Genomic DNA, 19,230 nt, shown 5'->3' with positions numbered 1-19,230 from the left:
TCAATGCCGGCCGGATGCAAGTTGCGAGCCGGTCCTTGCCTGCGTCGGCGCAGTTGAGCGGCCCGGATCGGGGTGCCCGGGAGCCGGCGCCGAGCGCCGTGCCGGTCCTGGTTGGCCGCGACGTTGCGGCCAACCGAACGGAGACGGACCCGATCGGACCGACCACGACGGACGGTGGGGATAACAGGTCGCCGCATTTCCCTCATGACCGGGGAAACGACCACCACGACGGCAGGTGACGCCGCATCGGTTGCCCGCCGCGTGGTGGGAGCGAGGGGCCGCGACGCGCGGTTCCGGTGGGCGAGCGACAGCGCCGAAAGCGGACCGGACCCACGTTTCCACAACTGCGAAACGCGGTGTACGGGTACCGCCGTGCCGCCGGGGTCAGTCGACCGTCACCGGGTGCCGGACGATGCCGTCGAACACGTACCCCAGGGCATTGGGACGGGCCTGTTCCGACTGGCCGGCCCCGGTGACGTCCGTGGCCCGCGCGCGCACGGTCCACCGGCCCGGCCCCGGCGGGCGCCAGACGGCCGTCCACCGCTGCCAGGCCCCGCCCTCGTCGTGGCGTTCCAGGGTGGCTGGCTGCCAGTCGTCGCGATCACCCGTGCTGATCTCGACGGACCGGATCGGCCCGTTTCCGGACCAGGATCGTCCCCGCAGCAGCACGTCCACGCCTGCCGGCAGGCGTGCGTCCCAGGGCAGTTCGAAGGCGCTCTTGACTGTCTGGGTCGTCAGAGGGTCGCCGTCGGCGGGATGACCGGGGCCGAACATGCGGTAGAACTGGGTGTTCCACGGTGAGAAGAGGGCTGTGGCGGAGACCTCCACGGGGCCGACCCACTTGATCGAGGCGATACCGATCCAGCCCGGCACCACCAACCGCACCGGGAAGCCGTGGTCGGCCGGCAGTGTCGTCCCGTTCATCTCGTACGCCAGCAACACGTCGTCGAGGGCCTTGCCGACGGGAAGTGGTCGGCGCACCCGGCCGAGGTTCACCCCGCCGGTCACGTAGTCCGGATCCAGGCCCTCGGGCTGCACGTCGACCGCGGCGTCGGTCAGGCCGGCGTGGCGGAGCACGGTCGAGAGTCGTACGCCCCGCCAGCGCGCCACCCCGACCGCGCCGAGACCCCACGCGACCCCCGGCGTCTCGTGGGCCTGCTGGGAGGCGAAGTGGCGGCGGCCGTTGCCCGCGCACTCCAGCAGGGCCGTGGTCTCCTCGGCGGGCATGGTCCGCAGGTCGTCGTAGTCGAACTCGACCGCGTCGTCCCGCGTCGGGCTGCCCCGCAGGCCGGTGCCGAACAGACGCAACCGCCACGTGTCGACATCCACCCGCGGGGTGCTGGTGTGGTTGCGGACGAAGAACCGGTCAATCGGGACCACGTGGCCCTGCCCCGCCATGGCCTCCCACCGCATCTCGGCGTTGCTGTCGTGGTGGGTGAGCAGGCCCGGGGGGAGCGGCTTGACGATCGCCGCACCAGCGGTCGGCTCGGGCGCGACACCGGCGGGGCGAGGTTCGCCCGCGGCGGCGGCGAGCGCGCCCATCGCGGTGCCCAGCTCGATCAGCTGCCGGCGGTCCACGCCTTCGCCTCGGGCGTGCCCGGACAACCACTGCCGTGCGCGGCGGGCGTCGTGCGCGGCCTCGCCCGACGGGAGGGAGGCTGTCACGCATGGCCCCTAATGGCTCGACGGCTGGTAATCCAATTCAAGCAGTAGGAGTACCCGCCGGGTCACCGGGGTCAGGCCGAGCCGACGAACTGGCTGACGTGGTAGGCGGTGCTGCGGCCGTCCGGCGTACGAGTCCATTTCGAGACCATCAGGTGCAGGTCGTTGGCGTCGCGGCTCGACCAGGGATGGATGAACCCACCGTAGAGGGCAGGCTCCTGCCAGCTCGTGACCTGGATCTTCTCCGCCGTCCACACCTGGTCCGGCCCCGGAGCGGTCCGGGTGACCAGACACCCCGTCTGGCAGTTCAGGTACGACATGACCCAGGTGCCGTCGCCCAGGCGGCGTACGGACGGCTCGCCGAAGCGGCCGGTGAGGATGGGTGTGCAGGGCCGTCCCCAGCCCCAGCTCGTGCCGTTCCAACCCCACCCCTCATACGATTCGGGGTAGAAGAGGCGGTCCCACCGGACGCGACGCAGCATCATCGGGCCGTTCTGGCGGCCTGCTCGTACGGAGAAGACGTAGACGTGATCACCGGCGCGCTGCATGGTCCACATCTGGAACGGATCCTTGTTGTCCGAGCTGTTCCACCACTTCAGGGGCGTACGGACGAAGTCGTTGCCGTTGTCGGAGTAGGCCAACCCCGCGTAGCGCGACTTCCAGTGGGGTCCCGCCGGGCCGGCCGAGTTCCAGTTCTCGATGCTCATGTACGAGATGAGCTGCCGGCCGGTCTCGGGGAAGCTGATGCCGTCGTTGGGGATGACGGTCACCTCCGGGAGACCGTCGATGCCGATGCCGTGGTGGCCGTTGTGCATCAGCTCGGGAGCCCGGCCGTTGCCCGCGACCCGTGCCGCGCTGTCGAAGACCACTCCGCCCGGCGCGCCCGGGTGGACGGCGGAGCGCAACATGACCGGTGACCGCCAGTCGTTCGGCAGGGGTGGGCCCTCCGGCCACGGCGTGTCGAAGGTGTCACCGAAGAGGTAGCCGATCGACCCGTTCTCCAGCACGTAGGGGATGCCGAGGTCGGTGCCGGCGACCCGCCACCGGCTGTTGGTGTCGAGGTCCGCGCCGGTCAACCGCTTCTTCCACACGGCGGCCTGGGCCGGCCCGGGCGCCGTCAGGACTGCCCCGGCGCCCCCGAGGGCGCTGGCGGCGCCAACCGCGGCGACACGACCGATGAACGAGCGGCGACGCATACCCATGGCGGGTCCTCTGCTGGTGAGCGGCCGGACATCGATTACCGGCGAGTAAACCTGCAGCCACCATCGATGTCAATACCTGCCCGCTGCCGCCTGCATGGTGAAGGAAATCTTCGGAACGCATTGACAGGAATCATCGCCCTGATGGCACACTCGGCAATCGATATCAGCGCCGGAGACCGGTACGCGAAGCCCCGAGCTGACCCCCCCGACCCTGCGAGGAGCACCGTGCGACGTACTCTCCTGGCCCTGCTGGTCGCCCTCGGCGTGGCCGCGGCGACGGTCACCGCGACGCCGGCCGACGCCGACCCGATCGGCATCCTGGCCTGCCCCTCCATCCCCGCCAACCGCGACCCCGCCGTGACCCTGGTGGTCTACCGGGTCGCGCGGGCCCACAACGCCAACGACAAGGTGACGCTGTCCGCCTTCGAGGCGGGCTGGGTCGAGTCGCACATGAACAACCTGCCGTGTGGCGACAAGTCGTCGCTCGGGGTGTTCCAGCAGCGCTGGGACTACGGCTGGGGCACTCCGGAGCAGATCATGGACCCGGTCTACGCCAGCACCCAGTACGTGACCAGGGCGATCGTCTGCGACCGCAACAACCCCGGCTACAGCGCGGGTCAGGTCGCCCAGTGCGTTCAACGGTCGGGCTTCCCCGACCGGTACGACCAGGTGGCGGCCACCGCTCGAACCCAGCTCAACGAGGCGGCCCGTACCCACGCCATCGCCGGTGGATCCGCCACCGACGTCACCGGCGATGGCCGCGATGATGTCGTCACCTTCACCCAGAACACTCTCGCCGACGTCTACGTGGGCACGTCCACCGGCGGTTCCTTCACCGGCACCTCCGTGAAGTGGAACGACTTCTTCTCCATCGGTGGGGAGACCGCCTCGACCGGCGACGTCAACGGCGACGGCCGGGACGACATCGTCACCTTCGCCCACAGCAACACCGGCGACGTCTACGTCGCGCTGTCCAACGGCACCTCGTTCGGCGGTGGCCTGAAGTGGCACGACTGGTTCGCGCCGGGCGCGGAGATCGGCGCGGTCGGTGACGTCAACGGCGACGGCCGTGCCGACATCGTGGCGTTCACCCACGATCCCGCCGGCGACGTGTACGTCGCCCTCTCCACCGGTGCCTCGTTCGGACCCGGCCTGAAATGGCACGAGTACTTCAGCCCGTTCGGCGAGTTCCCGGCCCTCGGTGACGTCAACGGCGACGGCGCGGACGACATCATCACGTTCACCCAGGGGCCGGTCGCCGCGAGCGACGTCATCGTCGCCCTGTCGACCGGCGGCTCGTTCGGTGCGCCGCAGACGTGGCACGACCTGTTCGCCGTCGGCGCCGAGCAGCCGCGTGTCGGGGACATCAACGGTGACGGTAGGGACGACATCGTGACGTTCACCTGCAACGCCGACGCCGACGTCTACGCGGCGGTCTCCACCGGCACGTCGTTCGCGGGCACCACCGTGAAGTGGAACGACTTCTTCTGCCTGGCCGGCGAGTTCCCCTACCTCGGCGACGCCAACGGCGACGGCAGGGACGACATCATCGTCTTCACCAGGGGCGCCACCAACGACGTCCACGTCGGGCTCTCCACGGGCACCGGCTTCCTCGGCGGCACCAAGTGGCACGACTACTTCGGCCTCAACGGCGAGACGACGCTGTGACCGGCGAACTGGAGGCTCCCATGCGACTGACCAGACTCTCGCGGCGCGCCTGCGCCCTGCTCCTGACGGCGGCACTCGCCGGCCAGATGACGGCCGCGCCGGCGGCGGCCTCCCAACCCGTCGCCCCCGGTCCACTCGCCTCGGCGTTCGACCGCGCAGCCAGCGAGTACGACGTGCCACGGGACCTGCTGATCGCCGTCGCCTACGGTGAGTCGCGGTTGGAGGAGCACGGCGGACTGCCCAGCCAGGCCAACGGCTACGGCGTCATGCACCTCGTCAGCAACCCCACCCAGCACAGTCTCGAACGGGCGGCCACGCTCACCGGTGAGCCGGTCGACCGGTTGCGCTCGGTCACCTCCGCCAACGTCCGGGGCGGCGCCGCGGTGCTCCGCGACCTGGCCGACAGCGAAGGCCTGACGGCGGGTGCACGGGACCGGCTCTCCGCCTGGTATCCGGTCGTGGCGCGGTACAGCGCCGCCGTCAACGACGCGACGGCCCGGCTCTACGCCGACCACGTATACGACCTCCTGCGAACCGGCATCGTGACCGGCTCGGTATGGGTCGCGCCGTACCCGGTCCGACCCGAGTTGGGCCGCTACGCGCGGGTCGCCCCCGCGGGCGCCACCGGCCCGAACGTCGCCGCCGCCGCGGCGGTACCGGAGTACGGACCGGCCCGGTGGGTCCCCGCCTACGGCGGCAACTACCAGGCGGGCCGGTCGTCGCGGATCACCACGGTGGTGGTGCACGTGACCCAGGGGTCGTACGCGGGCACGGTGAGCTGGTTCCAGAACCCGTCGGCGGGTGTGAGCGCGCACTATGTCGTGAAGTCCAGCAACGGTGAGATCACCCAGATGGTCCGCGAGGGCGACACGGCCTACCACGCGCGCTCGGCGAATCCGTATTCCGTCGGTATTGAGCACGAGGGGTTCGTGGACAACCCGGCCTGGTTCACCGACGCCATGTACCGGTCGTCGGCCGCGCTGACCCGCTACCTCTGCGACAGGTACGGGCTGCCGAAGAACCGCAACGCGATCAAGGGGCACAACGAGATGCCCGGCAACGACCACACCGATCCCGGGCCGAACTGGAACTGGAACTACTACATCTCCCTGGTCAACGCCGGTGGGTCGGGGGGCCGGTACCTGGCGGGATCACCGACCGACTTCACCGGTGACGGCCGGGACGACGTGGTCACCTTCACGCAGGGCAGCCTCAACGACGTCTACGTGGCCACCTCCACCGGGAGTTCCTTCGCAGGCACCTCCGTCAAGTGGAACGACTTCTTCGGTCTCACCGGTGAAACCCTGCTCACCGGAGACGTGAACGGCGACGGCAAGGACGACGTCATCGCCTTCACCCACGGCACCCTCGCCGACGTGTACGTGGCCCTGTCCACCGGCACGAGCTTCGGCGGTGGAGTGAAGTGGCACGACTGGTTCGCGCCGGGGGCCGAGGTCGCGGCCGTCGGCGACGTCAACGGGGACGGTCGCGACGACATCATCGCCTTCACCCACGACACCAACGCCGACGTGTACGTGGCGCTGTCCACCGGGACCGGCTTCGGGCCCGGCGTGAAGTGGCACGAGTACTTCTCGATCCCTGGGGAGTTCCCGGCGATCGGTGACGTCGACGGCGACGGCAGGGACGACATCATCACGTTCACCCAGGGGCCGGTCGCCGCGAGCGACGTCATCGTCGCCCTGTCGACTGGCGGCTCGTTCGGTGCACCGCAGACGTGGCACGACCTGTTCGCCGTCGGCGCCGAGCAGCCGCGTGTCGGGGACATCAACGGTGACGGTAGGGACGACATCGTGACGTTCACCTGCAACGCCGACGCCGACGTCTACGCGGCGGTCTCCACCGGCACGTCGTTCGCGGGCACCACGGTGAAGTGGAACGACTTCTTCTGCCTGGCCGGCGAGTTCCCCTACCTCGGTGATTTCGACGGCGACGGCAGGGACGACATCATCGTCTTCACCAGGGGCGCCACCAACGACGTCCACGTCGGGCTCTCCACGGGCACCGGCTTCCTCGGCGGCACCAAGTGGCACGACTACTTCGGCCTCAACGGCGAAACGACCCTCTGAGCCCCGACAGGAGTCACGCCATGATCCGGCATTCGCGTACCCCCGCGCGTAGCGCCCTGGTCGCGCTTCTCACCCTGGCCGCGGCGGTCCTGGCCGCCGTGGTGGCGTCGCCCTCGCCCGCGTTCGCCGCACCGACCTTCAAGGCGCCGTTCCCCTGCGGGCAGCGGTGGACGTACGACCACCGCAGCGCCGAGGTCCGACAGGCGCTGGACTTCGTCCGCGCCGACGGCGCCACCACCGGAGGCACCCCGCAGGTCGCCTCCGCCGCGGGGGTGGCGCGGCACTACTCGCAGCCCAGCGGAGCCGGCAACTATCTCGTCATCGACCACGGCGGCGGCTGGACCACCTACCACTTCCACCTCAGCGCCTACTCCGTGCCCAACGGCGCGTACGTCCAGCAGGGCCAGCAGATCGGCATCACGGGCAGCACGGGAAACTCCTCCGGGCCGCACGTCCACTACGAGCAGCTCTACAACGGTGTCGGGCAGACGATCGCCATCAACGGCGTCTCGCTCGCCCCCTACCCGTCGCAGTACAACCAGAAGTACCTGGTCAGTGACAACTGCGGCGGGTCGCCCGGCAGCCGGTACCTGGCCGGCTCGCCGACCGACTTCACCGGGGACGGCCGCGACGACATCGTCGCGTTCACCCGTGGGTCGCTGAACGACGTGTACGTGTCGCCGTCCACCGGGACCTCGTTCGCCGGGACGTCGGTGAAGTGGAACGACTTCTTCGGGCTGAGCGACGAGACGCTGCTGTCCGGGGACTTCAACGGCGACGGGCGCGACGACGTCGTGGCGTTCACCCACGGCTCGCTCGCCGACGTGTACGTGGCACTGTCGACCGGGTCGTCGTTCGCGGGCGCCACGAAGTGGCACGACTGGTTCGCGCCGAACACCGAGGTCGCCGCGGTGGGGGACGTCAACGGCGACGGCCGCGACGACATCATCGCCTTCACGCACGACGGCGCCGGGGACGTGTACGTCGCGCTGTCCGCCGGGTCGTCGTTCACCGGTACGGCGCTGAAGTGGCACGAGTACTTCTCGATCGCCGGCGAGTATCCGGCCCTCGGCGACGTCAACGGCGACGGCAGGGACGACATCATCACCTTCACCCAGGGGCCGGCCACGGCCTCGGACGTGATCGTCGCCCTGTCCACGGGATCCTCGTTCGGCGCCGCGCAGACGTGGCATGACCTGTTCGCCGTCGGGACGGAACAGCCGCGAGTCGGGGACATCAACGGTGACGGTCGCGACGACATCGTGACGTTGACCTGCAACGCCGACGCCGACGTCTACGCGGCCGTCTCCACCGGCACCTCCTTCGCCGGCACCACCGTCAAGTGGAACGACTTCTTCTGCCTGGCCGGCGAGTTCCCCTACCTCGGTGACTACGACGGCGACGGCAGGGACGACATCATCGCCTTCACCAGGGGCAGCCTCAACGACGTCTACGTCGGCCTCTCGGCCGGCACCGCCTTCCTCGGCGGCGTCAAGTGGCACGACTTCTTCGGCCTGCCCAACGAGACGACCCTCTGACCGCCGCGCGCGGGTGGCCGGCTGACCGGGGGGTCCGGCAAGGCCGGACCCCCCGGTCAGCGGAGGCCGCGACGACCCTGTCGCGGCCTCTGGCCGGTCAGGGCGCCCAGGGGGCGGCAATCGTCCAGGTGCTGTCGGCGGCCCACAGCGTTGGCGTGTTGTACGGGTCGCCGCCGGCGCCGTTGCTGAGCCATACCTCCGAGTTGTAGTGCCGCAGGTACCTGCCCCGGAAGTTGTACGACCCCAGCGACACGCCGGTGCCGGTCAAGCCCACCCGTGCGCACCAGGTGGCGTCGGCGCGGGTGAGCGCGGAGCCGTCGTTCGGCGAGTTGCGTACCCGCGAGTTCTGGTGCCGCAGGTACTGCCCGGGAGAGTTGACCGACTCGAACGAGTAGCCCCGGACGCGGTGTTCGGCTACAACGACCTGGTCGCCGTCGGCGCGCTGCGGGCGTTGACCGAGGCCGGCCACCGGGTGCCGGAGGACGTCGCATTCATCGGCATCGACGACATCGAGGAGGGACGCTTCAGCACACCGACCCTCACCACCATCGCGCCGGACAAGGAAGCGATCGGCCGTCTCGCGGTACGCCGCCTCGTCGCCCGGATCGAGGGTACCGAGGTCACGGCGCCGCTGACCGTGCAGACGCCGTTCCGGCTGATCCGCCGAGAGAGCACCGGCACGCCTCACCAACGTCCGTGAGCGTGCACCCGCGGGGAGAAAACTCGGGTGCTGTCGCCCTGTCGGTCCGCTATCGTCCGCCGGATGGATCTTGAAATCGTGACGGTCGCGCAGCGCCCCGAGCTCGCGCCGCTGCTGGACGACTTCGACGGCGCCTGGCCGGAGTTCATGGGCTGGGATCCGATGGCTTCGCTGTACTACGCGGTGGCCAACGAGCTGTACCCGGAGTTCGTCCTGCTCGCCATCGACCCCGCTGAGCCCGGCCGGGCGCTGGCACGGGCCTACAGCGTGCCGCTGTCCTGGACCGAGGAGGGACTGCCGCCGGGCGGATGGGACCGGGTCGTGCAGCGGGCGACGATCAACCGCCTCGCCGGCATGCCGACGAACACGGTGTCCGCGTTGGAGATCTGCATCCGCCCCGAGGCTCGCGGTCGGGGACTGTCCGCCCGGATGCTCGACGCGATGCGCGAGAACGCCCGCCGGCTCGGCTACCACACCCTGGTCGCGCCGGTACGCCCCAGCGGCAAGCACGCGGTTCCCGATGAGCCGATGGACCGGTACGCCTTCCGGGTCCGCGACGACGGCCTGCCGGTGGACCCGTGGTTGCGTACGCACGTCCGTGCTGGCGGGGTGATCGAGTCCGTGGCGCCCCGGTCGATGACCATCCCGGGCACGTTGCAGGAGTGGCGGCGGTGGACCGGCCTGCCGTTCGACCGCACCGGCCCGGTGCGCGTGCCGGGCGCGCTCGTCCCGGTCCGCTGCGACGTCGAGCATGACCACGGCGTCTACGTCGAACCGAACGTGTGGGTCCGCCACCGGCTCTGACCGGAGTTGTGGATGGATCGGAGCGGCCGGCCCCGCCGGGATCCATAGCGCCGGCGGTACGACCCAGAGAGGATGTCCTATCCGATCCATTGATCTCAATATGATGACCGCATCGTGAATCAGGTGCGCTCACGAGGCGTGCCGTCCTGATGCGGAGGAATGCATGGTCCGTTGGCGTACCCTCACCGGCCTCCTGGCCACCGTGTTGGCCGCGGTGACCGCGGGCAGCCTCACTGTCGCGGCCCCGGCGGCCGCGGCCGACGTCACTCCGACGCCCAACGTCGTCGGTGGCACCCGGGCCGCCCAGGGCGAGTTCCCCTTCATGGTCCGGCTCTCGATGGGGTGCGGCGGGGCCCTGTACAGCTCGCGGCTGGTGCTCACCGCGGCGCACTGCGTGGGCGCCACCGGCACCAACACCAGCATCACCGCGACGCTCGGCGTGGTCGACCTCCAGTCGTCCAGCCGGATCACCGTCCGGTCGAACTACGTCTACCGGGCTCCCGGCTACAACGGCAACGGCAGGGACTGGGCGCTGATCCGGCTGGCCACCCCCGTCACCGGGCTGAGCACGTTGAAGATCGCGAACACCACCGCGTACGACAGCGGCACCTTCACCGTCGCCGGCTGGGGCGCCGCCCGCGAGGGTGGCTCGCAACAGCGGTACCTGCTCAAGGCGACCGTCCCGTTCGTCAGCGACTCCACCTGCAACTCCTACTACGGCGGGGACATCATCCCCGCACAGGAGATCTGCGCCGGCTACGCCAGCGGTGGCGTGGACACCTGCCAGGGAGACTCGGGCGGCCCGATGTTCCGCCGCGACGCCAGCAACGCCTGGGTCCAGGTCGGGATCGTCAGCTGGGGCAACGGCTGCGCCCGGCCCAACTACCCGGGCGTCTACACCCAGGTGAGCTACTTCGCCTCGACGATCGCCTCGGCCGCCGCGAGTCTCGGCGGCTGACCGTACGCCGAGCGGGTGGCCCGGCCGGCGACGGCCGGGCCACCCGCGTGCGCCGTCACCGCCCTGGCTGCCGGCCCGGAAACGCGTGGCGATGGACGCTGCTCCGCGCGTTCGTGGGACACACGCCGGGGCAGCGGCGGTGCGCCGGTGGTGATCAGCGACCCTCGGGGACGGCCATCTCGCCGAGCAGCGACCAGTCCTGCTGCGGCACGGTGGCGTTCACGATGCGCGGCGTCTCGGCCAGGTGGGGCGGCAGGTCCTGCTGTGCCTTGCGGAAGTGGGCGGACTGCACGTGCGCCGCGCCGGCCTCGTCGTCGCGAAACGCCTCGACCAGCACGTACTCGGTCGGGTCGTCCAGGCTGCGGGACCAGTCGAACCATAGACAGCCCGGCTCGGCCCTGGTCGCCCCGGTGAACTCGGCGGCGATCTGCGGCCACCGGTCAGCGTGCTCGGGCAGAACCCGGAACTTGGCGGTAATGAAGATCATGGCGTCCAGGCTACCCAGACCACCGGGGATCGGCAGCCGCCATCCCGTGCGCCCGTGCCCGGTCCGTGCGGTGGTTCGCCTCGGGAATTAGTAAGGATTGTGAACAGTAGGTGTTACAGTCACTCCTGTCGATGTACTGCCGAGTCATCGGCACGTGGTATCCCAGGAAGGAGTGATCCCATGTCGAGACTGCGGGCCCTGGTCGCACTTGCGGCACTGGTCGTCGCCGGCGGACTGGTGGCAATCATCCCGGCGACCGCCGCATCCGCTGCGGCCTGCGCAGCGTCGTGGCAGGCCTCGGCCGTCTACACGGGAGGCGCCCAGGTCTCCCACAACGGCCGCAACTACCAGGCGAAGTGGTGGACGCAGAACGAGGCGCCGCCGGGCACCACCGGCGTATGGCAGGACCTCGGCGCCTGCGGGGGCGGCACCACACCGCCGCCCACGGGCAGCTGCAACCACCCGAACTGGGTCGCCGGCACCTGGTACGCCACCGGCAGCATCGTGCGGTACACCAACGGTCTGTACTACATCGCCGAGCACGACAATCCCGGCTACGACCCCGTCATCAGCACCTGGTACTGGGAGCCCTACACCTGCAGCGGGACGCCGCCCACCAACCCGCCCACCAACCCCGGCGGCTTCGTGGTCAGCGAGGCCCAGTTCAACCAGATGTTCCCAGGCCGCAACCCCTTCTACACGTACTCCGGGCTCGTCGCCGCCCTCAGCGCCTACTCGGCGTTCACCAGGACCGGCAGCGCGACCGTCCAGCGCCAGGAGGCGGCGGCCTTCCTGGCGAACGTGCACCACGAGACCGGCGGACTCGTCCATGTCGTGGAGCAGAACACCGCGAACTACCCGCACTACTGCGACCCCGGCCAGCCGTACGGCTGCCCGGCGGGGCAGGCCGCCTACTACGGGCGCGGGCCGATCCAGCTGAGCTGGAACTTCAACTACAACGCCGCCGGAAACGCCCTCGGACTGCCCCTGCTGACCAACCCGTGGCTGGTGCAGAACGATGCCGCGGTGGCCTGGAAGACCGCCATCTGGTACTGGATGACCCAGAACGGGCCGGGCAGCATGACCGCCCACAACGCGATGGTCAACGGCGCCGGTTTCGGCGAGACCATCCGCAGCATCAACGGCTCGATCGAGTGCAACGGCGGAAACCCCGGCCAGGTGCAGAGCCGGGTCACCAGGTACCAGCAGTTCGTGGGCATCCTGGGCGTGCCGGCCGGAGCCAACCTCTACTGCTGACACGCGGGCGGGCCTCGTCGCCGCGCGGCGACGAGGCCCGGCAGCCGGCCAGCCTTAGCTGACCGTTAAGTAACGGGTCACCGGTTTCACCCGGCCGGCGGACTCGGCAGACTGAGCCGATGCCCGCCGCCGATCCGCCCGCTGCCGCCGTTCGCCGCCCTCGCGTCCAGGTGTTCATCGCCGTGGTCGCCGCGATCGCCGTGGCCGTCGCGATCGGCGCCTGGTCACTGCGGGATCGGGTCTCTGGCGACGCGCGGCCGGCCGGCGCGGCCGCCGTGAGCCCGGCACCCGGCGCCGGCCGGGCGGACGGCATCCCCACCTGTGCCGGCCAGCCGGCCCGGGCGCCCCGCGAGCTGCGCGGCATGTGGATCACCACCGTGAACAACATCGACTGGCCGAGCCGCCGCGGACTGCCGGCCGAGACGGCGCGGGCGGAGTTCCGGGGTTGGCTGGACCTCGCCGTACGGCGCAACCACAACGCCGTCTTCGCGCACGTGCGGCCGAGCGGGGACGCGCTCTGGCCGTCCAGCTACGCGCCGTGGTCGGAGTGGCTGACCGGACGCCGCGACGGGCGCGACCCCGGCTGGGACCCGATGGAGTTCATGGTCGCCGAGGCGCACGCCCGCAACCTGGAGTTCCACGCCTGGTTCAACCCGTACCGCGGCGGGCAGCCGGCCACGGTGGGCGGGCCGGGTCCGAAGCTGGACCAGCTCGCGCCGACACACCCGCTGCGGCGACACCGCGACTGGGTGGTGACCTACCCCAGCGCGGACCGGCCCGGCAGCCGCCTCTACTTCAACCCGGGAATCCCTGAGGCGCGCGCCTTCGTCGAGGACTCGATGTTGGAGGCCGTCCAGCGGTACGACGTCGACGGGGTGCACTTCGACGACTTCTTCTACCCGTACCCGGAAGCCGGCCAGGACTTCCCGGACGGCGCGGCGTTCGCCCGCTACGGCGGAGGCTTCGCGAACAGGGACGCCTGGCGCCGCGACAACGTGAACACGCTGGTCCGGGAGATGAGCGAGCGGATCAAGGCCATCAAGCCGTGGGTGAAGTTCGGCATCAGCCCGTTCGGCATCTGGCGCAACAAGCGCAACGACCCGGCCGGCTCCGCGACAGCCGGGTTGCAGAGCTACGACGACATCTACGCCGATACCCGCCTCTGGGTACGGGAGCAGTGGCTGGACTACATCGTGCCGCAGCTCTACTGGCACATCGGGTTCGACAAGGCCGACTACGCCAAGCTCCTGCCGTGGTGGGCGGCCACCGTGAAGGGCACCCGGGTGCAGCTCTACATCGGCCAGGCCGACTACCGGGTGGGCGAGCGCGGCGCGTGGCGCGACCCGGCCGAGTTGGACCGCCAGCTCGCCCTGAACCGCCGGTACGGGGTGCAGGGAAGTGTGCACTTCAGCGCCCGGCAGGTGCGCGCGGACAAGCTCGGGGCGGTCAGCCGGTACAGCGCGGCGCACTACGCCGGCCCGGCGCTGGTGCCCACCATGGCACGGTTGCCGGCGGCGCCCCCGGCCGCGCCGGAGGTCACCGGCGTACGGCGCGCGGACACCGGAATGGAGCTGAGCTGGCGTGGCGACGACGCCACGAGCTTCGCCGTCTACCGGGTGGACGGCGACGGGGCCCGGCTCGTCGGCACCGCCCGCGGTACGGGTTGGGTCGACCGCACCGCCCCGGCCGACCGTGCGCTCACCTACTGCGTGTCCGCGCTGGATCGCAGCGGGAACGAGGGCCCACTCAGCGCGGCGTCGTCGGCCGGATGAGGCACATCCCGCCGGGGGCGGGCCGGTCCATCGTGGCCAGCGCGTCAGGCACCTCGCTGAGGCCGATGGTGCGGGTGACGAGCTCGGCGGGGCGCAGCACGCCGGCGGTGACCAGCCGGAGCAGCTCCGGATAGGCGTGCGCGGGCATGCCGTGACTGCCCCGCAGCTCCAGCTCGAACGCGATCACGAGATCCATCGGCAGGGCCGGTCGGCCCTGCGCGGCGGGGAGGAGCCCGACCTGCACGTGCCGCCCCCGCCGGCGCAGGCTCTCGATGGACGCGGCGCAGGTGCCGTGACTGCCCAACGCGTCGAGTGACAGGTGGGCGCCGCCGCCGGTCGCCTCCCGAACGGCGGCGGCCACCGCGCCGGGCCCGGTCAGGGTGCTGCCGTCCAGACAGACCGCCGCCCCGCAGTTCCTGGCCAGCTCGAGCGCGCCGGGGCTGACGTCGACCGCCACCACCCGCGCGCCGCAGGCCGCCGCGATCATCACCGCGGACAGGCCCACCCCGCCGCAACCGTGTACCGCCACCCACTCGCCCGCCGCGACGCGCCCCTGGGTGACCACGGCCCGGAACGCCGTGGCGAAGCGGCAACCGAGCGCCGCCGCGGCCGGGTAGTCCAGCTCGTCGGGAAGCCGGACCAGGTTGACGTCGGCGTTCCGCACCGCCACGTACTCCGCGAACGAGCCCCAGTGGGTGAAGCCCGGCTGCGTCTGCCGCTCGCAGACCTGCTGATCGCCGGCGAGGCAGGCCGGGCACCGCCCGCAGGCGCAGACGAACGGCGCCGTGACCCGATCGCCGGGCCGCCAGCCGCGCACGCCGGCGCCGACCGCCGTGACCACGCCGGCGAACTCGTGACCGGGTATGTGCGGCAGGCGGATGTCCGGATCGTGTCCCTGCCAACCGTGCCAGTCGCTGCGGCACAACCCCGTCGCCTCGACGCGGATGACCGCGCCCCCGGGCGGCGGCGCCGGGTCCGGGACGTCGCGGACCTCGGGTCGGGCACCGAACTCGTCGAAGATCACCGCACGCATGCGCCGCATCCTCACACGCCGAAGGCACGAGGAGTTCCCCGCCCCACCTGTCGCCGGCCGGACTGGATCACGGCAGCATCGGCCAGCCCCGGCGACGGGAGTCCCCGCCGTCGCGACGGCGGGGACACCCGGTGTGGCGACGGACTACTTCAACGCGAGGGTCCGAGCGTCGGCGGCGATGACACTGGCGACCGCTGCCGGCACCAGCTTGCCGGCCTGCCGCTCGGCGTAGGTGGCCAGCTGGGCGTACTGCGCGTGCACCAGCTTGACCGTCATGGCGTTGATCGCGGCCGGCTCGGCGCCCGAGGTGAGGACCAGGTAGCCGAGGCCGGCCTGGCTCACCGTCACGGTGAACGTGCTGGTCGCGGTCGCGGTGCCCTCCGGACCGGTCACCTCGGCACGGACGGTGTGCCTGCCCGCGGTCAGTGTGCCCAGGTCGAGCTTGTGCCCGGCGGCCGACTTCCTGCCGTCGAGCGTGACGGTGACGGTGTCCGCGTTGGTGGCGGCGACCGCGATCACCGGGGACTGGGCCCGGTCGAGCCGCGCCCCGTCGACCGGCGACGTGATCTGCACGGTCGGATCAGCCGAGGCCCGCTGTATGAACGCCGAGTTCCAGCCGACCAGCTCGGACGCCCGGTTGGTGATGACACCGTCGGTGCCGATCCGCTCCAACCGCTGCCACAGGCCGGCGGACTCCATCGTCCAGGCCATCACGGCGACCCCGGCGGCGTGCAGCGGGGCGACGACCTCCGGCTTGGCCAGCAGCGCGTTGCCGTCCGGATTGTACGCGGTCAGGTGCAGCTCCCTGGAGATCGCCACCGGATCGGCGTCGAGGCTGCTGCGGAGCAGACCGAGCGGCAGCTCGGGGGCGAGCTCGTAGGTGTATTTCAGGGCGTCGACCTCGAAGCTCTGGACGAACACCCGGCCCATCATCTGCTCGTCCCGGATCACCTGGATGATCGTCGCGACCTCGTCCCGGGTGTGCCGGCCCTTGATCTCCAGCAGCAGGTTGCCGCCCCGGGTACGCAGGTCCGCGAGCTGCTCGGCCAGGGTCGGCACCCGCTCGCCCACATAGTGCGGACCGAACCAGGAGCCGGCGTCGAGCGCCTTGATCTGCGCGGCGGTCAGGTCGCGGATGTTGCCGGTCCCGTCGGTGGTCCGGTCGACCGTGCCGTCGTGCAGGATGAACGGGATGCCGTCCTTGCTCGGCTGGACGTCGTTCTCGATCCAGTCGGCGCCGCCCTTGCGCGCGATCTCCTGCGCGACCAGGGTGTTCTCCGGCGCGGCGGCGGACGCGCCGCGGTGCGCGATCACCGTGAACGGGCTGCCCTCGGGGCGGATGTAGCCGTTCGGCGGCAGCTCGGTGACGGTGACGTCGTCGTACGAGACGGTGCCGCCGTTGACGAAGAGCGCCTGGACGCCGTTGGCGGAGCGCTGGAGGCTGTTCGTGCGCATCGCCTCCCGCCCGTCGAAGATCCAGCGGGCCTGGTTGCCGTGCACCTCGACCGCGACGCGGACGTCCCGACCTGTGCCGGCGGCGTACGGGGCGGAGGCGGTGTTCGTCACGACCCAGGCGTTCGCCGTCGTCCGCTGCGCGAACTCGAGACCGTTGGCGGCGGTGGTGCCGCTGCGCATGGTGGCGATCCACCACGGGGTGGCGCCGTCGGCCGGGACGTCGATGCCGAGCGACGCCCAGCGGGTGGCGGCGGAGACCGACTCGAAGCGCATGGTCGCCTCGAGGCGAAAGTCGGCCAGGTGCCGACCAAAAGTGATCTTGTTGTTCTCGCCCGAGCTGGCGGAGGTTCCGTACAGCCGGCCGTTCTCCACCTTCCAGGCGCCGTCGACCGCGTTCCAGCCGGCGGGCAGCGACCCGGAGGAGAAGTTCTCCGAGACGACGACGTTGCCCGGCTCCGCGGTGGCGGGCGACGACGTCGCGACGGCCACCGCGACGGCAGCGCCGGTGATGGCGAGCGCGGCGATGGTGGCGGTGGTCCGGCTACGCACGGCGACGAGCCTCGTCGCGGCGCGGCCGAGCGGCGATGATGCGGATAGGACAGTCATGCTCGGGACGGTACGAAGCGGACCCGAACTCATGATCAATCGAGCGTGGCTGCCGCCCGAACGCTGGATGTACCGACCGGGAGCGGGGGCCGGGGCCCGCGGGGAGTCGCTAGTGGTTGAGGTAGGCGAGGACCGCGCGGACACGTCGGTTGGCGTCCTCGGCCGGCGGCAGGTCGAGCTTGGCGAAGATGTTGGTGATGTGCTTCTCCACCGAGACCGGCGCCAGGACGAGCGCGGCGCAGATGGCCGCGTTGGACAGGCCCTGGGCCATGAGGCCGAGCACCTCACGTTCCCGTGCGGTGAGCCCGTCGATGCCGTGGTTGCGGCTGTTGCGGGTGAACAGTTGCCGTACCACCTCGGGGTCCAGGGCGGTGCCACCGGTGGCGACCCGCTGCACCGCGTCGAGGAAGTCGTCCAGGGCGGTGACCCGGTCCTTGAGGAGGTAACCGACGCCGCCCCGGCCGTCGGCGAGCAGCTCCACGGCGTAGGCCCGTTCGACGTACTGGGAGACGATGAGCACCTTGGAGTCCGGGTCCGTGGCCCGCAGCGTCAGGGCGGCGCGGAGCCCCTCGTCGCGGAAGCCGGGCGGCAACCGAACGTCGACGATGGACAGATCGGGCCGGTGCTCGGTGACGGCCGCCAGCAGGGCGGGTGCGGTGTCCACGGCGGCGACGACGGTGTGGCCGGTGTCGGTCAGCAGCCGCACCATGCCGTCCCGGAGCAGCAACAGGTCCTCGGCGATCACGATACGCATCAGTGGGGCAGCTCCGCGGACAGGACGGTGGGACCGCCGGGTGGACTGGTGATGGTGAGCCGGCCGTCGAGTGCCTCGACGCGGCGCCGCAGGCCGTCGAGCCCGGAGCCGGCCGGGTCGGCGCCGCCGTGCCCGTCGTCGGTGAGCGTGACGGTGACCGTACCGGCGCCTCGGGCGAGGGTGACGACGCAGGTCCGGGCCTCGGCGTGCTTGCCCGCGTTGGCGAGACCCTCCGCGATGACGAAATAGGCCGCCGACTCGACCGCTGGTGGAAACCGGTCGTCCGGGTCGCCCCGGATTTCGACGGCGAGTGGGCTGTCGCCGGCCAGGGCGGCGACAGCGGCGTGCAGCCCCCGATCGGTGAGGATCGGCGGGTGGATGCCGCGCACCAGCCGGCGCAGCTCGGTGAGGGCGTCGTCGAGCTGCCGGCGGGCGAGGTCCACGTCGGATGCGGCGGGCGCACCGGTCCGCAGCTTGCGGGCGGCCAGCGCCAGCGTCATTCCGGCGGCCACGATCCGGGCCTGGGCGCCGTCGTGCAGGTCCCGCTCGATCCGACGCAGCTCCGCCGCCTGGGCGTCGACGACCCGACGGCGGGTCTGTGCGAGGCGAGCGGCCTCCTCGACGAGTTGTCGGTGCGCGCCGGGCGCCAGCAGGCCCCGGGCCGCGCGGGCCTGGGCGCGTCCGGCGGTCCGTAGAAACCACGCGGTGACCGGCAACAGCAGCACGCCGAGGACGGTCAGACCGAACCGGCCCGGCACCGTCGTCATGAGCGGACGCATCGGGAACGGTGCGTGCGGGTTCGGCACGGCCCACGCCCACGCCGGCGCCACGACGGCGGCGAGATCGACGACGGTGACCACGATGGTGGCGATGCCGCCCGCCAGGCCCAGCGGGAAAACCGCGACCAGCCAGGCCAGGTCACGCCAGGTGGCCGGTTGCACGGCGACCGCGCGGACCCGCTGCCGGACGCTGCCGCCCTCGATCGGCAGGTACGGCGCGGCGATGGCGGAGCCGAGCACCCAACCGGCCCGGTGCCGCTCCAGGTCCGCGAGGCGCCGGGTGACCCAGGTGGCGCCGAGGAACGCCGGGCCACCGAGCTGCGTGACCGACAGCAGGCCGACGGCGAGGGTGGACGCGAGGCTCCAGGCGAGGCCGACGACACCGGCGACGAGGCTGCTGAGCAGGTACGCCAGCGCCGACGCGGTTGTGCGGATCATCCTGGCGATCCTATCGGCGGCACCCCCCAC

At 71.3% G+C, this 19,230-nt stretch carries 16 protein-coding genes; 8 read left to right on the top strand and 8 right to left on the bottom strand.

Annotated elements, in window-relative coordinates:
• Positions 1 to 384: 384 nt before the first annotated feature.
• Together ABZU69_RS25115 and ABZU69_RS25110 are read right to left on the bottom strand one after the other, a co-directional pair.
• Complete coding sequence (locus tag ABZU69_RS25115; RefSeq protein WP_354966796.1) at positions 385 to 1,665, bottom strand: sulfite oxidase; 1,281 nt, start codon at positions 1,663 to 1,665, stop codon at positions 385 to 387.
• A gap of 71 nt (positions 1,666 to 1,736) precedes the next feature.
• Complete coding sequence (locus tag ABZU69_RS25110) at positions 1,737 to 2,864, bottom strand: DUF4185 domain-containing protein (protein ID WP_354966795.1); 1,128 nt, start codon at positions 2,862 to 2,864, stop codon at positions 1,737 to 1,739.
• 225 nt (positions 2,865 to 3,089) lie between these two features.
• On the opposite strand from ABZU69_RS25110, the gene ABZU69_RS25105 reads away from it, so the two are divergent.
• The 3 genes from ABZU69_RS25105 to ABZU69_RS25095 are packed head-to-tail and all read left to right on the top strand — an operon-like array spanning position 3,090 to position 8,157.
• Positions 3,090 to 4,532, top strand: a complete 1,443-nt coding sequence (locus tag ABZU69_RS25105) for a VCBS repeat-containing protein (RefSeq protein WP_354966794.1) — start codon at positions 3,090 to 3,092, stop codon at positions 4,530 to 4,532.
• Between the two features lie 20 nt (positions 4,533 to 4,552).
• The gene (locus tag ABZU69_RS25100) at positions 4,553 to 6,619 is read left to right on the top strand and encodes an N-acetylmuramoyl-L-alanine amidase (protein ID WP_354966793.1); all 2,067 of its coding nucleotides are present in this window, start codon (positions 4,553 to 4,555) and stop codon (positions 6,617 to 6,619) included.
• 20 nt (positions 6,620 to 6,639) lie between these two features.
• Positions 6,640 to 8,157: a VCBS repeat domain-containing M23 family metallopeptidase gene (locus tag ABZU69_RS25095; protein WP_354966792.1), complete on the top strand. Its 1,518-nt coding sequence runs from the start codon at positions 6,640 to 6,642 to the stop codon at positions 8,155 to 8,157.
• 97 nt (positions 8,158 to 8,254) lie between these two features.
• Here ABZU69_RS25095 and ABZU69_RS25090 read toward each other — a convergent pair whose 3' ends face one another.
• Positions 8,255 to 8,626 carry an AbfB domain-containing protein gene (locus tag ABZU69_RS25090; protein WP_354966791.1) on the bottom strand — a complete coding sequence of 124 codons (372 nt, stop codon included), beginning with the start codon at positions 8,624 to 8,626 and terminating at the stop codon, positions 8,255 to 8,257.
• Between ABZU69_RS25090 and ABZU69_RS25085 the strand changes: the two genes are divergently transcribed.
• The 3 genes from ABZU69_RS25085 (at position 8,564) to ABZU69_RS25075 (ending at position 10,619) form a co-directional block, all read left to right on the top strand.
• Entirely contained in the window at positions 8,564 to 8,857 is a 294-nt protein-coding gene (locus ABZU69_RS25085; RefSeq protein WP_354966790.1) for a substrate-binding domain-containing protein, read from the top strand. The genes ABZU69_RS25090 and ABZU69_RS25085 overlap by 63 nt on opposite strands.
• A 63-nt stretch (positions 8,858 to 8,920) precedes the next feature.
• Positions 8,921 to 9,661 carry a GNAT family N-acetyltransferase gene (locus ABZU69_RS25080; protein WP_354966789.1) on the top strand — a complete coding sequence of 247 codons (741 nt, stop codon included), beginning with the start codon at positions 8,921 to 8,923 and terminating at the stop codon, positions 9,659 to 9,661.
• 163 nt (positions 9,662 to 9,824) lie between these two features.
• On the top strand, positions 9,825 to 10,619 hold the full coding sequence (locus ABZU69_RS25075; RefSeq protein ID WP_354966788.1) for a serine protease: 795 nt from the start codon (positions 9,825 to 9,827) through the stop codon (positions 10,617 to 10,619).
• A 154-nt stretch (positions 10,620 to 10,773) separates the two neighbouring features.
• On the opposite strand, the gene ABZU69_RS25070 is transcribed toward ABZU69_RS25075, so the two are convergent.
• The gene (locus tag ABZU69_RS25070; protein WP_354966787.1) at positions 10,774 to 11,106 is read right to left on the bottom strand and encodes a putative quinol monooxygenase; all 333 of its coding nucleotides are present in this window, start codon (positions 11,104 to 11,106) and stop codon (positions 10,774 to 10,776) included.
• Between the two features lie 180 nt (positions 11,107 to 11,286).
• Here ABZU69_RS25070 and ABZU69_RS25065 point away from each other — a divergent pair, with 180 nt between their 5' ends.
• On the top strand, positions 11,287 to 12,363 hold the full coding sequence (locus ABZU69_RS25065) for a glycoside hydrolase family 19 protein (protein WP_354966786.1): 1,077 nt from the start codon (positions 11,287 to 11,289) through the stop codon (positions 12,361 to 12,363).
• Positions 12,364 to 12,482: 119 nt separating this feature from the next.
• Positions 12,483 to 14,135, top strand: a complete 1,653-nt coding sequence (locus tag ABZU69_RS25060) for a family 10 glycosylhydrolase (protein ID WP_354966785.1) — start codon at positions 12,483 to 12,485, stop codon at positions 14,133 to 14,135.
• Here the strand turns inward: ABZU69_RS25060 and ABZU69_RS25055 are convergent.
• The 4 genes from ABZU69_RS25055 to ABZU69_RS25040 all read right to left on the bottom strand — a co-directional run bounded on the left by ABZU69_RS25055 (position 14,110) and on the right by ABZU69_RS25040 (position 19,200).
• Complete coding sequence (locus ABZU69_RS25055; RefSeq protein WP_354966784.1) at positions 14,110 to 15,168, bottom strand: zinc-dependent alcohol dehydrogenase family protein; 1,059 nt, start codon at positions 15,166 to 15,168, stop codon at positions 14,110 to 14,112. The genes ABZU69_RS25060 and ABZU69_RS25055 overlap by 26 nt on opposite strands.
• Positions 15,169 to 15,312: 144 nt before the next feature.
• Positions 15,313 to 17,229, bottom strand: coding sequence for a glycerophosphodiester phosphodiesterase family protein (locus ABZU69_RS25050; protein WP_354966783.1), 1,917 nt, complete (start codon positions 17,227 to 17,229; stop codon positions 15,313 to 15,315).
• 109 nt (positions 17,230 to 17,338) lie between these two features.
• Entirely contained in the window at positions 17,339 to 17,983 is a 645-nt protein-coding gene (locus ABZU69_RS25045; RefSeq protein WP_354966782.1) for a response regulator transcription factor, read from the bottom strand.
• Positions 17,983 to 19,200, bottom strand: a complete 1,218-nt coding sequence (locus tag ABZU69_RS25040) for a sensor domain-containing protein (RefSeq protein WP_354966781.1) — start codon at positions 19,198 to 19,200, stop codon at positions 17,983 to 17,985. The genes ABZU69_RS25045 and ABZU69_RS25040 overlap by 1 nt, the downstream gene beginning before the upstream one ends.
• Positions 19,201 to 19,230: the final 30 nt, after the last annotated feature.

The sequence above is a fragment of the Micromonospora sp. NPDC005206 genome (assembly GCF_040608175.1).
Classification (GTDB): Bacteria; Actinomycetota; Actinomycetes; order Mycobacteriales; family Micromonosporaceae; genus Micromonospora.
This window is presented reverse-complemented; position numbering and strand designations above follow the sequence as displayed.

Excerpts from the sequence above, each read along its gene's own strand:
- ABZU69_RS25070 (WP_354966787.1), bottom strand. The coding sequence starts at position 11,106 with ATGATCTTCATTACCGCCAAGTTCCGGGTTCTGCCCGAGCACGCTGAC.
- ABZU69_RS25060 (WP_354966785.1), top strand. The coding sequence starts at position 12,483 with ATGCCCGCCGCCGATCCGCCCGCTGCCGCCGTTCGCCGCCCTCGCGTC.
- ABZU69_RS25045 (WP_354966782.1), bottom strand. The coding sequence starts at position 17,983 with ATGCGTATCGTGATCGCCGAGGACCTGTTGCTGCTCCGGGACGGCATG.
- ABZU69_RS25080 (WP_354966789.1), top strand. The coding sequence starts at position 8,921 with ATGGATCTTGAAATCGTGACGGTCGCGCAGCGCCCCGAGCTCGCGCCG.
- ABZU69_RS25065 (WP_354966786.1), top strand. The coding sequence starts at position 11,287 with ATGTCGAGACTGCGGGCCCTGGTCGCACTTGCGGCACTGGTCGTCGCC.
- ABZU69_RS25100 (WP_354966793.1), top strand. The coding sequence starts at position 4,553 with ATGCGACTGACCAGACTCTCGCGGCGCGCCTGCGCCCTGCTCCTGACG.
- ABZU69_RS25040 (WP_354966781.1), bottom strand. The coding sequence starts at position 19,200 with ATGATCCGCACAACCGCGTCGGCGCTGGCGTACCTGCTCAGCAGCCTC.
- ABZU69_RS25075 (WP_354966788.1), top strand. The coding sequence starts at position 9,825 with ATGGTCCGTTGGCGTACCCTCACCGGCCTCCTGGCCACCGTGTTGGCC.
- ABZU69_RS25110 (WP_354966795.1), bottom strand. The coding sequence starts at position 2,864 with ATGGGTATGCGTCGCCGCTCGTTCATCGGTCGTGTCGCCGCGGTTGGC.
- ABZU69_RS25095 (WP_354966792.1), top strand. The coding sequence starts at position 6,640 with ATGATCCGGCATTCGCGTACCCCCGCGCGTAGCGCCCTGGTCGCGCTT.
- ABZU69_RS25050 (WP_354966783.1), bottom strand. The coding sequence starts at position 17,229 with ATGACTGTCCTATCCGCATCATCGCCGCTCGGCCGCGCCGCGACGAGG.
- ABZU69_RS25055 (WP_354966784.1), bottom strand. The coding sequence starts at position 15,168 with ATGCGTGCGGTGATCTTCGACGAGTTCGGTGCCCGACCCGAGGTCCGC.